13 protein-coding genes and 1 riboswitch are annotated in these 13,479 nt (G+C 71.8%); of the genes, 5 read left to right on the plus strand and 8 right to left on the minus strand.

The window, feature by feature from the left end; all coding sequences use genetic code 11:
* Both AB7U92_RS09215 and AB7U92_RS09220 read left to right on the plus strand, forming a co-directional pair.
* A partial coding sequence (locus AB7U92_RS09215; RefSeq protein WP_428575889.1) for an amino acid ABC transporter substrate-binding protein occupies window positions 1-783 on the plus strand: 783 nt, incomplete at its 5' end.
* Between the two features lie 4 nt (window positions 784-787).
* The gene (locus tag AB7U92_RS09220) at window positions 788-1,243 is read left to right on the plus strand and encodes a GNAT family N-acetyltransferase (RefSeq protein WP_428575890.1); all 456 of its coding nucleotides are present in this window, start codon (window positions 788-790) and stop codon (window positions 1,241-1,243) included.
* A 4-nt stretch (window positions 1,244-1,247) separates the two neighbouring features.
* On the opposite strand, the gene AB7U92_RS09225 is transcribed toward AB7U92_RS09220, so the two are convergent.
* The 8 genes from AB7U92_RS09225 to AB7U92_RS09260 form a co-directional block, all read right to left on the minus strand.
* The gene (locus AB7U92_RS09225) at window positions 1,248-3,305 is read right to left on the minus strand and encodes an FAD-dependent oxidoreductase (RefSeq protein WP_428575891.1); all 2,058 of its coding nucleotides are present in this window, start codon (window positions 3,303-3,305) and stop codon (window positions 1,248-1,250) included.
* Between the two features lie 21 nt (window positions 3,306-3,326).
* Window positions 3,327-3,566, minus strand: coding sequence for a hypothetical protein (locus tag AB7U92_RS09230; RefSeq protein ID WP_428575892.1), 240 nt, complete (start codon window positions 3,564-3,566; stop codon window positions 3,327-3,329).
* Between the two features lie 97 nt (window positions 3,567-3,663).
* Window positions 3,664-3,954: a metal-sensing transcriptional repressor gene (locus AB7U92_RS09235; RefSeq protein WP_428575893.1), complete on the minus strand. Its 291-nt coding sequence runs from the start codon at window positions 3,952-3,954 to the stop codon at window positions 3,664-3,666.
* A 70-nt stretch (window positions 3,955-4,024) separates the two neighbouring features.
* Window positions 4,025-5,050, minus strand: coding sequence for an SLAC1 anion channel family protein (locus AB7U92_RS09240; RefSeq protein ID WP_428575894.1), 1,026 nt, complete (start codon window positions 5,048-5,050; stop codon window positions 4,025-4,027).
* Window positions 5,051-5,060: 10 nt separating this feature from the next.
* The gene (locus tag AB7U92_RS09245) at window positions 5,061-5,507 is read right to left on the minus strand and encodes an OsmC family protein (protein ID WP_428575895.1); all 447 of its coding nucleotides are present in this window, start codon (window positions 5,505-5,507) and stop codon (window positions 5,061-5,063) included.
* Between the two features lie 13 nt (window positions 5,508-5,520).
* Window positions 5,521-5,745, minus strand: coding sequence for a YgaP family membrane protein (locus tag AB7U92_RS09250; protein ID WP_428575896.1), 225 nt, complete (start codon window positions 5,743-5,745; stop codon window positions 5,521-5,523).
* 18 nt (window positions 5,746-5,763) lie between these two features.
* Window positions 5,764-9,015 carry an efflux RND transporter permease subunit gene (locus tag AB7U92_RS09255; RefSeq protein ID WP_428575897.1) on the minus strand — a complete coding sequence of 1,084 codons (3,252 nt, stop codon included), beginning with the start codon at window positions 9,013-9,015 and terminating at the stop codon, window positions 5,764-5,766.
* A gap of 10 nt (window positions 9,016-9,025) precedes the next feature.
* Window positions 9,026-10,069, minus strand: coding sequence for an efflux RND transporter periplasmic adaptor subunit (locus AB7U92_RS09260; protein ID WP_428575898.1), 1,044 nt, complete (start codon window positions 10,067-10,069; stop codon window positions 9,026-9,028).
* An 88-nt stretch (window positions 10,070-10,157) separates the two neighbouring features.
* Here AB7U92_RS09260 and AB7U92_RS09265 point away from each other — a divergent pair, with 88 nt between their 5' ends.
* Genes AB7U92_RS09265 through AB7U92_RS09275 form a run of 3 tightly spaced genes read left to right on the plus strand, consistent with a single transcriptional unit; the run spans window position 10,158 to window position 13,128 of the window.
* Window positions 10,158-10,886: a hypothetical protein gene (locus tag AB7U92_RS09265; protein ID WP_428575899.1), complete on the plus strand. Its 729-nt coding sequence runs from the start codon at window positions 10,158-10,160 to the stop codon at window positions 10,884-10,886.
* On the plus strand, window positions 10,883-12,193 hold the full coding sequence (locus tag AB7U92_RS09270; protein ID WP_428575900.1) for an EAL and HDOD domain-containing protein: 1,311 nt from the start codon (window positions 10,883-10,885) through the stop codon (window positions 12,191-12,193). Before AB7U92_RS09265 ends, AB7U92_RS09270 begins: the two co-directional genes overlap by 4 nt.
* Complete coding sequence (locus tag AB7U92_RS09275) at window positions 12,190-13,128, plus strand: DMT family transporter (protein ID WP_428575901.1); 939 nt, start codon at window positions 12,190-12,192, stop codon at window positions 13,126-13,128. Before AB7U92_RS09270 ends, AB7U92_RS09275 begins: the two co-directional genes overlap by 4 nt.
* A 16-nt stretch (window positions 13,129-13,144) precedes the next feature.
* A riboswitch (cobalamin riboswitch) is annotated at window positions 13,145-13,378 on the plus strand.
* Window positions 13,379-13,479: the final 101 nt, after the last annotated feature.

Here is a 13,479-nt window from a genome sequence, read left to right on the forward strand (position 1 = left end):
ACCGTGGCCTACCGCGAGTCGTCGATCCCGTTCTCCTACCTCGACGACAAGGCCCAGCCCATCGGCTTCGGCTGGGAGATCTGCGGGAAGATCGTCGACGAGGTGAAGAAGGCCACCGGCCGCGCCGACCTGAAGGTCAACACCCAGGCGGTGACCTCGGCCAACCGCATCCCGCTGCTGCAGAACGGCACGATCGACGTCGAGTGCGGATCCACCACCAACAACAGCGAGCGCGGCAAGCAGGTCACCTTCGCGATCAACTACTTCTATACCGGCACGCGCTTCCTGGTGAAGGCCGGCACGCCGGTGAAGACGCTGGCCGACCTGAAGGGCAAGCAGGTGGTCTCGACCACCGGCACCACCAACTTCAAGATCATTCGCACCCTCAACGAGGAGCAGAAGCTCGGCATCGACCTGCTCGGCGCCAAGGACCATGCGGAATCCGCGCTGATGGTGCAAAGCGGCCGCGCCGTGGCCTTCGCGATGGACGACATCCTGCTGTACGGCCTGAAGGCGAGCTCGGCGAACCCGGCCGAGCTGGCGGTGGTGGGCGATGCGATCCAGGTCGAGCCCTACGCGATCATGCTGCGCAAGGACGACCCGGCCTTCAAGAAGCTGGTCGACGACACGCTGGCCAACCTGATGAAGAGCGGCGAGTTCGAGAAGCTCTACAACAAGTGGTTCATGTCACCGATCCCGCCCAAGGGCATCAACCTGCAGGCGCCGATGAGCCAGGAGCTCAAGGACAACCTGAAGGCCTTGTCGGACAAACCCGCGACCTGATGCCTTGATCGTCGTCGAGCCCCTCTCGCGCCACCCGCGCCACCTCGGCTTCGTCGCGGCGCTGGTGTACCGCGAGTTCTGGGCCGAGGTGCCCGACGGCATGACCGAGTCCGACCTGGCCGACGCCTTCGGCGGGCGCGCGGCGCCGGGCCGCGTGCTCGCCAGCCTGGTTGCGCTGGAGGGCGACGCGCCGTTGGGCTGCGTGCACCTGATCGACAACGACGACCCGTCGCTGCCCGATCTCCATCCGTGGATGGCGGCGATGGTGGTGGTGCCGCAGCGGCGCGGCCAGGGCATCGGCTCGATGCTGGTGCGCGCGCTGATGCGCGAGGCCAGGGCGATGGGCTTCCAGCGCCTCTGGTTCGGCACCGACGGGCCGGGCTTCTACGAGCGGCTCGGTGCCGTGAAGCACCTCGCCAAGGGCCGCGACTTCTGGATCATGCAGCTGCCGTTGGGCTGAGCGCTCAGAGCGTCAGCGCCAGCCGCGTGCCCTGGTCGATGGCGCGCTTGGCGTCGAGCTCGCCGGCCTCGTGCGCGCCGCCGATCAGGTGCACCGGCACGCCGGCGGTGCGCAGCGGCGCCTCCAGCTCGCGCAGCGGCTCCTGGCCGGCGCACAGCACCACGGTGTCGCACTCGATCAGCTGGCCGTCCGCGCGCTTCTCGCCGTAGGTGACGAACAGGCCCTGCGGCGTGATGCGCTCGTAGTTCACGCCGCCGATCATCTCCACCTGCTTCATCTGCAGCGCGGCGCGGTGGATCCAGCCGGTGGTCTTGCCCAGGCCCTTGCCCAGCTTGCCGGCCTTGCGCTGCAGCAGCGTGACCTTGCGCGCCGGCGGTGCAGGCTGCGGCCGCGCCACGCCGCCGCGCACCTCGGCCGGATCGGCCACGCCCCACTCGGCCAGCCACTCCTTCAGGTTCAGCGTCGGCGAGTGGCCCGCGGGGGTGACGAGGAACTCGGCCACGTCGAAGCCGATGCCGCCCGCGCCGACGATGGCCACGCGCTCGCCGACCGGCTTGCCGTGCAGCAGCACGTCGATGTAGCTCAGCACGTTCGGCCCGTCCTGGCCGGGGATCTTCGGGTCGCGCGCGGTCACGCCGGTGGCGAGGATCACGCCGTCGAACTTCTGCGCGGCCAGCGTGGCGGCCTCGGCCCGCGTGCCCAGGTGCAGCTGCACGCCGGAGGCCGCGAGGCGCCGCTCGAAGTAGCGCAGCGTCTCGTGGAACTCCTCCTTGCCCGGGATGCGCTTGGCCATGTTGAACTGGCCGCCGATGCGATCGCTGGCCTCGAGCAGGTGCACCTCGTGGCCGCGTTCGGCCAGCGTGGTGGCTGCCGCCAGGCCGGCCGGGCCGGCGCCGACCACCGCATAGCGCTTCTTCGCCGGCGCGCGGTGCAGCACCAGCTCGGTCTCGTGGCCGGCACGCGGGTTGACCAGGCAGCTGGCCAGCTTGAGCTGGAAGGTGTGGTCCAGGCAGGCCTGGTTGCAGGCGATGCAGGTGTTGATGTCTTCGCTGCGGCCTTCGCGCGCCTTGCGCACGAAGTCGGGGTCGGCCAGCAGCGGGCGCGCCAGGCTGACCATGTCGGCGCAGCCGTCGGCGAGGATCTGCTCGCCCACTTCGGGCATGTTGATGCGGTTGCTGGTGACCAGCGGTACGCTGATGCCCTCGGCGCGCAGCGTGTCGCGCATCTTCTTCGTCACCCAGGCGAAGGCGCCGCGCGGCACGCTGGTGGCGATGGTCGGGATGCGTGCCTCGTGCCAGCCGATGCCGGTGTTGATGATCGTGGCGCCGGCCTTCGCGATCGCACGGGCGAGCGTGACGGCCTCATCCCACGTGCTGCCGCCGGGGATGAGGTCGAGCATCGACAGGCGGTAGATCAGGATGAAGTCCGGCCCCACCGCCTCGCGCACGCGCTGCACGATCTCCACCGCCAGGCGCATGCGGTTCGCATACGAGCCGCCCCACTCGTCGGTGCGCTGGTTGGTGTGGGTGACGAGGAACTGGTTGATGAAGTAGCCCTCGCTGCCCATGACCTCGACGCCGTCGTAGCCGGCCTCGCGGGCGAGCGTGGCGCAACGCACGAAGGCGCGGATCTGGCGCTCGATTCCGCGAGTGGAGAGTTCGCGCGGCGTGAACGGCGAGATCGGCGACTGGATGCGCGAGGGCGCGACGGCGAGCGGGTGGTAGCCGTAGCGCCCGGTGTGCAGGATCTGCAGGGCGATCCTGCCGCCTTCGGCGTGCACCGCGTCGGTGACGATGCGGTGCCGCCGCGCCGCGCCGGAGGTGGCCAGCGTGCCGGCGAAGGGCTTGGCCCAGCCCTCGATGTTGGGCGCGAAGCCGCCGGTGACCATCAGCCCCACGCCGCCGCGCGCGCGCTCGGCGAAGAACGCGGCCATGGCGGGGAAGTGCTTGCGCCCGTCTTCCAGCCCGGTGTGCATGCTGCCCATCAGCACGCGGTTGGGCAGCGTGGTGAAGCCGAGGTCGAGCGGGGCGAGGAGGTGGGGGTAGGCGATCATGCGCGGCATCGTAGCCGCGCATGGAGTCGGTCAGATGCCGAGAATTCGCTTGGCCTCGCCCAGCGCCTTCATCGAGTCGTCGTGCTTGCCGGCCTTGTGCGCGGCTTCGCCGTCGGCGCGCAGCTGCTTCACCTTGGCGGCATCCGCATCGGCGAGCTTGGGGTTGGTGGCCAGCTTGGCGTCGATCGCCTTCATCTCGTTCGGGCAGTTGTGGGCGAACGCGGTGCCGGCGGCCAGCGCCAGCGCGGAGGCGAGGAGGGTCTTCTTCATCGGGAACTCCTGGTTCACGTCGCGGCCAGGATGGGCCGCGCGCGGATTCTGGCCAGGGCCCCGAATCCCTGCCGGCGGCGGGGCGGTGCCGCCGCGTTCAGCGGATCTTGCCGAGCAGCGTCTCGACGTTGTCGAGCATGTGGCCGAGGTCGGCCTTGGCCGCGGGCTTGTCGCCCATCTTGGCGGCCAGCTCCTGCTCCATGAAGCACACCGTCATGCGCACGTAGGCGCTGTCCAGGGCCTTGCGCACCGCCGACATCTGGCCGGCGATGGCCAGGCACTCCTCGCCCTCCTCGATCATGCGTTGGATGCCTCGGAGCTGGCCTTCGGCGCGCTTGAGGCGGTGCAGCAGGTCGGTGCGGGACTTCTCGTCGTGGAGAACGGCCATGGTGCAGGGCCCCGCGGGTGGCGGGGCGGCAGTCGTGCGATGGGTGGCCATTGTGCGTTAGAGGCGCCGCTCACGCAGCGCCGGGTTGCGGCTGGATGGGAATCACCGGCGGGCCTTCCGGCACCAGCAGCGTGCCGGCGCGCAGGCCGCGCACGGTGGCGAAGCTCAGGCCGAGGATGACCAGCGAAGCGAGTGCCAGCAGCGCCACCGCCGGCACCTGCAGCCAGCGGCCGTCGGCGGTGTCGGCCAGGCGCAGCGACAGCACCGCCAGCGCGGCCAGCGGGAAGCTCATGCCCCAGTGCGGGATGCCGAAGGGCAGCGCGGCGATGCGCCGGGCCTGGGTACCGGCCCACAGCGCCTGGAAGAGGGCCATGCCCCAGAGCATCCACACCACCACCGGGCTGGCGCCGAACTGCATCGCCGCGGCGCCCACCACCGCCGCCGGCGCGACGAAGATGAAGTAGGTTGGCAGCATGCGGTCGGGCGGCATGCCGGCCTGGGCGATGCGCACGAAGTTCAGCACCAGCACCACCGGCCAGAACAGCAGCCCGAGGCCGAACTGCGCCGAGGCCCAGGCCGAGTGACCCAGCGGCACGCCCGCCAGCGGCGCCAGCACGTTGCCGACGATGGGGATGAACAGCACCGGCGTCACCGCGCCCCAGCTGGGCTTGTGGTTCGGGCCGCCGGCCGGCCCGGCGATCCACTTCGACAGCACCCACAGCGTGATGCCGAACTGCGCCAGCGAGGAGATCCACCACAGCGCCTCGGCCCCCGGGGCGGACGGCCCGAACAGCCCGACGGCCAGGGTGGCCAGCAGCAGACCGGAGATCGGGATGGCGGCGAAGAAGGTGTGGCGCACCGGATGGCCTAGGTCCTCGCGGATCGCCTCGGCATGGCGCTGCCAGCGCAGCAGCATGCCCGCACCGAGGGCGACGAAGACCAGCGCGGCCACGGCCGCGGCCACCAGCGCGAGGCCGTGGGCCATCTCGCCCATCACGGGCGAGGCGCGGTGCCAGGCCAGGGCCAGGCCCGACCAGCCCATGACGATGGCGAACCAGCCGGGGAACAGGTGCTTGAGCGGTGTGTTGTCGTTCATGGGGACAAGGCTACTTGAGCACGGCGCCTTGCGCATCGAGCACCGACACGCTGACCGGAATGCCCTGGGCGATGCTCTGGGTGACGGTGCAGTAGGCCTCGAAGCTGGTGAGCACGCGCTCGAGGTGCTCCAGCGCCTCGGCCGGCACGCCCAGCGTCAGCGTGGCGCGGATGGCCAGCACGCGCAGGCGGCCCTGGTCGTTGCGGCCGACCTCGCAGTTCACCTCGCACTGGATCGGTTCGGGCTTCTGCTTGAACTTCCTCAGCGCGAACAGCAGCGAATCCGACAGGCAGTTGCCCACCGCCGCGGCCAGCAGCTGCATCGGCGAGGGGCCGAGGCCGGCGCCCAGCGGCGGCGGCTCGTCGGCGCGCAATGCGGGCACGCCGGCGCCGAAGCTCACCTCGAACTGGTAGTCCTGCTGCTGGACGAGGCGGACGGTGACGTTCTCGCTGGCCATGGTTCGCCTCCGTTCAGCGCGTGCAGACTGTGCCTTCTTCCTTGAAGCCCAGCTTCTTGAGCAGGAAGCTCGGCGGGCAGAAGCCGGTGAAGCCGGACTGGAAGAGGTTCAGGCCGACGAAGGCGGTGAAGGCCAGGAACCACTTGCTGACGAAGATCGGGCTGCCTTCGACGCCGAGGGCGAGCGAGAGCATCACGAAGAAACCCGCCATGATGCGGATGGCACGTTCGATGGTCATGGTGGAACTCCTTGGGGTTCAGGTTGCGGAAGATTCGAGGCGCCGCCGGTACAGCGCGTAGTACAGCACCGGGATGACGACGAGCGTGAGCAGCGTCGAGACGAAGATGCCGAAGATCAGCGAGACCGCCAGGCCGTTGAAGATCGGGTCGTCGAGGATGAAGAAGGCGCCGATCATCGCGGCCAGGCCCGTCAGCGCGATCGGCTGGGCACGCACCGCGGCCGAGGCGACCACGGCGTCCTTGAAGGCGATGCCCTGCGACACCTGCAGCTCGATGAAGTCGACCAGCAGGATGGAGTTGCGCACGATGATGCCGGCCAGCGCGATCATGCCGATCATCGAGGTGGCGGTGAACTGCGCGCCGAGCAGGGCGTGGCCGGGCATCACGCCGATGATGGTCAGCGGGATCGGCGCCATGATCACCAGCGGCGTCAGGTAGCTGCGGAACTGCGCCACCACCAGCAGGTAGATCAGGATCAGGCCGACGCCGTAGGCCGCGCCCATGTCGCGGAAGGTCTCGTAGGTGATCTGCGACTCGCCGTCCCACTTGATGGCGTACTGGCGGAACGGGTCGCTGGGCTGGCGGATCCAGTATTCGCCCAGGCTGCCGTCGGCCAGGCCGCTGAGCTGGCTGCGGATGGCGAACAGGCCGTACAGCGGCGAGTCGACCAGCGCTCGCTCGGCGCCCGCCACCGGGCGCTCGCCGACGTCGCCGAGCACGTAGGTGACCGGCTGCAGGTCCTTGGTGTAGCGCGGCTTGTCGATCACGCCGCGCTCGATGCGCACCAGCTCCGACAAGGGTACGAGCTGGCCGTTGCCGGCGCGCAGCGGCAGCGCCAGCAGCGCGTCCAGCCCGATCTGCTGCTCGCTGGGCAGCTGCAGGCGCAGCGGCACCGGGAACTTGCTCTGGCCGTCGTGCAGGTAGCCGGCATCGGCACCCGACAGCGCGGCGTTCACCGTCTGCGCCACCACGGCGACGGGAATGCCCAGCGTCTCGGCGCGCTGGCGGTTGATGCGCAGCCAGGCGCGCGGCGCGTCGGCGGCGATCGTGCTGTCGATGCCGACGATGTGCGCGGTGTCGGCGAAGGCCTGGATCACCTGTTCGGCCACGCGCAGGCGGCCGGCCTCGTCGGGGCCGTAGACCTCGGCCACCAGCGGCGCCAGCACCGGCGGGCCCGGCGGCACTTCCACCACCTTCAGGCGTGCGCCGGCCTTCGCGGCGATCTGGTCGAGCGTCGGGCGCAGGCGCTGCGCGATGGCGTGGCTCTGCTCGTGGCGGTGCGCCTTGTCGACCAGGTTGACCTGCAGGTCGCCTTGCTCGGCGTCGGCGCGCAGGTAGTACTGGCGCACCAGACCGTTGAAGGTGATCGGGCTGGCCGTGCCGGCATAGCCCTGCAGGTCGCGCACCTCGGGCTGCTTCGCCAGGTAGTCGCCCATTTCCTGCAGCGTGGCGGCGGTCTGCTCCAGCGGCGAACCGGCGGGCATCTCCAGCACCACCTGGAACTCGCTCTTGTTGTCGAAGGGCAGCATCTTCAGCACCACCCACTGCACGACGGCCAGGCCCACCGACAGCATCAGCGCGGCGAGGATGCCGGCCAGCAGCAACCAGCGCTTGCGCGCGCTGTCGAGGAAGGGGCGCAGCACCTTGTCGGCCACGCGCTGCAGCTTCGACGGGGCGCTCGATGCGGCCGGCGCGTGGTCGCTGCCGCCGTGCGACTTCATGAGCTTGAGTGCCAGCCACGGCGTCACCGTGAAGGCGATCGCCAGCGACAGCGCCATGCCCAGGCTGGAGTTGATCGGGATGGGGCTCATGTACGGCCCCATCAGCCCGCTGACGAAGGCCATCGGCAGCAGCGCGGCGATCACCGTCAGCGTGGCCAGGATGGTCGGGCCGCCGACCTCGTCGACCGCCTCCGGGATGATCTCGCGCAGGGGCTTGCCCGGTTCGAGCTGCTGGTGGCGGTGGATGTTCTCCACCACCACGATGGCGTCGTCGACCAGGATGCCGATCGAGAAGATCAGCGCGAACAGCGACACGCGGTTGAGCGTGAAGCCCCAGGCCCAGGAGGCGAACAGGGTGGCGGTGAGCGTGAGGATCACCGCCGCGCCGACGATCACCGCCTCGCGACGGCCCAGCGCCAGGCCGACCAGCAGGATCACCGAGCCGGTGGCGAAGGCCAGCTTCTGGATCAGCTTGTTGGCCTTCTCGGCGGCGGTCTCGCCGTAGTCGCGCGTGATGGTGGCTTCCACGCCCTGCGGCAGCACGCTGTTGCGCATTTCGTCGAGCCGGCCGCGTGCGGCGCGGGCGACGTCCACCGCGTTCTGGCCCGGCTTCTTGGTGACGGTCAGGGTCACCGCCGGCTGCACGCTGCCGGCCGCGGCATCGGAGGCAGCCGCCCCGGGCGTGAACCAGACGTAGCGGCGAGCCTGCCGGGCGCCGTCTTCGATGCGCGCCACTTCGGACAGGCGCACCGGCTTGCCATCGGCGACGCCGACGATCAGCTCGCCCACCTCGGCGGCCGAGCGCAGGAAGTCGCCGGTTTCCACCGTCAGCAGGCGTGGCGTGGCCGATTGCGCGTCGAGCACCGCGCCGGCCGGCATGGCCTGGTTGGCGGCCGACAGCGTGGCCTGCAGCCGCGCGATGTCGATGCCGCGCTCGCGCAGGCGGCCGGGGTCGAGCCAGATGTTCACCGCACGGCCGGGGCCGCCGATGGTCTCGACCTCGCGCACGCCGGAAACGCGCTTGAGCTCGGCCTCCATGGTGTGGGAAACGCGCTCCAGCTCGGCGGCACTGGTGCCGTCGCGCGTCCACAGCGTGACGGCGAGCACCGGCACGTCGTCGATGCCCTTGGGCTTGACCACCGGCGGCAGCACGCCGAGGTTGGCGGGCAGCCAGTCCTGGTTGGCGTTGAGCACGTCGTACAGGCGCACCAGCGCCTCGGTGCGCGGCACACCGACCTGGAACTGCACCGTCAGCACCGCCATGCCCGGGCGCGAGACGGAGTACGTGTGCTCGATCCCGGCGATCTGGCCGAGCGCCTGCTCGGCCGGGCGCGCCACCATGTTCTGCACGTCCGCGCTGGAGGCGCCGGGGAAGGCGATCAGCACGTTGGCCATGGTCACGTTGATCTGCGGCTCCTCCTCGCGCGGCGTGACCAGCACGGCGAACGCTCCGAGCAGCAGCGCGACGAGCGCGAGCAGCGGCGTCAGCGCGTGGCTCTGGAAGGTGCGGGCCAGGCGGCCCGAGACCCCAAGCGACGTGGTCGTCATCGTGCGGCCCTCACTGCGCGGCGCGCGCGCCCTGCAGGCCGGCGCGCACCGGGTCGGTGGCCACGCGCTCGCCGGCGGCCAAGCCGGCGAACACTTCCACGCGGCCGGCGGCGGCCGGGCCGACGCGCACCGCGCGCAGCGCGAAGCCCTGCGGCGTGGCCACGTAGACGGCGGTCAGCTCGCCGCGGCGCAGCACCGCCTCGGCGGGGATGCTCGGGCGGGCGCCGGCCGTGGCCTGCGCCGGCAGGCCGGCAGCGAGCACGCGCAGTGTCTGGCCGGGGCGGACGGTGTTCGCTTCGGCGGGCAGGTCGAGGCGCCACTCGACGGTCTGCGACACCGGGTCGGCCGCGGGCAGCAGTTCGCGCGCGGTCGGCTTGAGGCTGCGGCCGTCGGGCAGCTGCACGGTCACGTCCTTCGCGGCGGCCACGGCGGCGGCGCGCGAGGCCGGCACCTGCACCACGGCGCGCATGCGGCCGGGTTCGTAGAGCGTGACCAGCGCGCGGCCGGGCAAGGCGAGGTCGCCGGCTTCGACGTGGGTGGCGCTGACCACCGCGTCGTAGGGCGCCACCACCTCGGCGTTGCCCTGGGCGACGCTGGCCTGGCTGCGCGCGGCGCGGGCCTGATCGAGGCCGGCGCGGGCGGCCTTGAACTGCGTCTCGGCGTTGTCGACGGCGGCCTGGCTGACGAAGCCGTTCTTCAGCAGGTCGCGGTTGCGGTTGAAGGCGACCTCGGCATTGCGCGCCTCGGCCTCGGCCTGCGTCACCGCGGCGTCGCTGCGCGCCACGGCGGCGGCGCTCTCGCGGGCGTCGATGCGCACCAGCGGCTGGCCACGCTTGACCGTGTCGCCGGCCTTGACGCGCAGGGCGAGCACATTGCCCCCGACCTGGGCGGTGATGGTGGCCAGGCGCACCGGTTGCAGCACGGCGTCGAAATCGGCCACGCCGCCGAGGCTGGACGAGGCCACGGCGACGGTGGGAACGGCGGCGGGCTCGGCCGCGCGGGCCAGGCCGGCGGTGAGCATCAGGGCGACGAGCAGGGCGGAGATCGGTTTCATGGCGGACAGCATCAATACGGGGTGGAGTATATACACCATGGGGTATACAGCGCAAGCGCCGGAACGTCGATCACGCTACGCTCTCGGGGTGAATCCGTCGACCGTTCCGATCAAGCCCGTGCACCAGCGGCGCCTGCGCGAGGTCTGGCGCTCGGCCGGATGGCCCTGCCAGGACCTGGTCGAGGCCGAACTGCTGGCCGCCGGGCTGCTCGAGCGGGTGCGCGACGCCGCCGGCCGCGAGACGCTGCGCGTGACCGATGCGGGTGTGACGGCGCTGGCCGGCACGCTGCAGCGCAACCGCGCCCGGCGCAGCGCGCACGAGGCGCTGGTCGAGCGCGTGGTGCGCGAGATGACGCGCGCCGGCCGCCTCGCCTGGCGCGGCCTGTCCTTGCGCGCCCGCGTCGGCGAGGGCGACGAAGGCCGCTGGGTGATGGCCATGCCCGATGTCTTCTCGATCCGCCACACCACGCTGGACGACCGGGTGGAGCCGGCGGCCCACGAGATCAAGGTGGCGCGCGCCGACCTGCTGTCCGACCTGCGCCACCCGCACAAGCGGCTGGCCTACCTCGCCCTGTCCAGCCAGTGCTGGTACGTGCTCAAGGAAGGCATTGCCGATGCCGAAGAGATCCCCATGGAGTTCGGCGTGATGTTCGCGAGCGACACCGGTGCGCTCGACGTGGCGCGGCCGGCACCCCGCCGCGCGATTCGCCTGCCGCTGGCCACCTGGATGGCGCTGGCGCGGGCGCACGCCGAGCCGGCCCTGGACGCCGAGGCGCAGGCCTGGCTGGGCGAGCCACCGGAAGGCGCCGACCAATGAGTTCGCTCTGGTCCAGGCTGTTCGGCGGCAAGCCGGCCGAACCGGCTGCGGCGGCGCCCCCGAAGCCTGCCGCACCGGCCGCCGCGCCGCCCGCTGCTGCGCCGACCTTCGGCGCCCGCCGCCCCCTGGTGGGCATCCACGGCGAGGTGGCCGGCTTCGAGTTCCGCCTGTCGCCCTCGACGCAGCGTCGCATGCAGGCGAGCGCCGACGGCCCGGCCGCCGCCGCGCACGCCATCGCGCTGCTGGCAGCGATGCGCTCGACGCTGGAGAGCGGCCGCATCGCGCTGGGCGAACTGCCGGCCTCGCTGCTCGGCCGAACGGCGGTGGCAGAGCAGGTGCCAGACGGCGCCTGGATCGCCGTGCGCGGCGCCTTCGAGCCGGAAGACAGTCTGGCCGGCGCGCTGACCTCCTGGCGCACCCGCGGCGTGAAGCTGGGCGCGGCCGAGGGCGAGCCGACGCCGCCGGGCGCCAGTTTCGTGCTGCTGCACGCCGGCGAGGCCGGGCTCGACGGCGTGCTCGCCGCGCTCGACCGCTGCGCGCAGGCGCATCCGCTGCTCGCCCGCGTGGTGCTCGACCTGCCCGGTGTCGAGGCCATCGAGCAGGCGATCGAGCGCGGCGCCTCGCTGGCCGCCGGCCGCGTGGAGGCGGGCGCCGGCGCACTGGCGCAACGCCGCGTTGTGCAGCCGGCCACGCAGCGGCTGTGCCAGCTTCTCAACGGCGTGGTCGCCGATCGCGACACCGCGCAGATCGGCGCGGCGCTGCGCGCCGACCTGGTGCTGTCCTACCGGCTGCTGCGCTTCGTCAACAGCCCGGCCGTGGGCCTGGCCCAGCCGGTGGAGTCGGTCGAGCAGGCGGTGATGGTGCTGGGCCGCGCCGAGCTCTACCGCTGGCTGAGCGTGCTGCTCACCGCCTCGGGCAGCGGCCGCAAGGCCTCGCGGGCGCTGCAGGAGGTGGCGATGGCGCGGGCGCGGCTGCTCGAGCTGCTCGCCGCCGGCCGTGCCGAGACTCCGCCGGCCGCCCTCTTCACCGTCGGCCTGCTGTCGATGCTCGATGCGCTGCTGCAGGTGCCGCTGGCCGAGGCGCTGGCGCCGCTGCAGATCGCCGACCCGGCGCGCCAGGCCATCGTCGACCACGCCGGCCCGTGGTGGCCGCTGCTGCAGCTGGCCATCGCGATCGAGCGCCACGACCTGGCCGAAGCCGAACCGCTGGCGGCTGCGCACGGCGGGCTCGATGCGGTGCTTGCTCAGGCAGAGCAGGCCTGGGCCTGGTCGGCGGAACTGTCGCGCTCGCAGGCGGCGCCCGCATGACGGCGCACGCCCGTCGCGAGCGCGCGGCGCTGTGGGCCGCGCTGGCGCTGATCTTGTGCTGGGGGGCCAACTTCAGCGTGCAGAAGGAGGTGTTCGCCGCGCTCACGCCCGGCGGCTTCCTGTTCGTGCGCTACCTGATCATGCCGGTGGCGGCGGCGCTGCTGCTGGTGGCGCACTTCGGCACGCGCTGGCCGCGGCTGCCGCGCGGCGAGCTGCTGCAGCTGCTCAAGCTCGGCCTCACCGGCCACCTGCTGCACGTGGGCCTGGTCACCTACGGCATCCACTGGTCGACGGCGTTCTCGAGCTCGCTGATCCTGGCCATCGGGCCGGTGTTCACGCTGCTGATCCTGCGCTGGCACGGCACCGAGCGCATGACGCGCGGCCAGGTGGCCGGGGTGGCGCTGGCGGTCGGCGGCGTGCTGGTGTTCCTGTCCGACAAGCTGCTCGGCGCGCAGTGGCAGGCCAGCGGCGGCGACCTCACGCTGCTGGTCGCCGCGGCCTTCTTCTCCTACTACACGGTGGCGGCCAAGCCGCTGATCGAGCGCCACGGCGGCGTGATCGTGATGACCTACGGCACGCTGCTCGGCAGCGCGCCGGTGGTGGCGGTCAGCGCCGCGGCCGGGCTGCAGGTCGACTGGGCGGCGGTGCGGCCGATGATCTGGCTGGGCACGCTGTACGCCGTGCTGGTGGCCGCCTTCCTCGGCTGGATGGTGTGGGGCTGGGTCAATGCCGTGCGCGGCGTGGCCCGCACCGCGCCGTTGATGTACCTGATGCCGCCGGTGGCCGCGCTGGTGGCCTGGATCGTCACCGGCGAGCGCTACACGGCGATCAAGCTGATCGGCGCGGCGATCACGCTCGGCGGGGTTGCGCTGGCGCAATTCGCGTCGAGATCGCGCGCCGATGCAGTGCGCGATTCGGTGCCGCCCGTCGATTGACCTGTGTTTGCCCCGCTATGATGCGGGCGCTTCAGGTGCTTCCGGCCGATCCTCGGCCGGTCGTTAAACGGGAAGCAGGTGACGATGCCGTGAAGGATCGAAGGCCTGCGCTGCCCCCGCACCGGTAAGCGGGTATACGGCCATCTCAGTGCCACTGCGGGCGTCACGCCCGTGGGAAGGCGATGGCCGCGCTGCAAGCCCCTTGCAGCGGCCCGCGAGCCCGGATACCGGCCTGCCAAGCGCAGCCGCCGGGCTCTTCACCGACTCCGGCACATGCCAACAACGCAGCCTGCGGGGACGCTGGCTGCTTGGAGCCTCTCGATGATCCGTTCCTCTCGTCGGCCGTCCGCC

Origin of the sequence: Piscinibacter sp., assembly GCF_050175855.1 — a bacterium.
Classification (GTDB): domain Bacteria; phylum Pseudomonadota; class Gammaproteobacteria; order Burkholderiales; family Burkholderiaceae_C; genus Piscinibacter.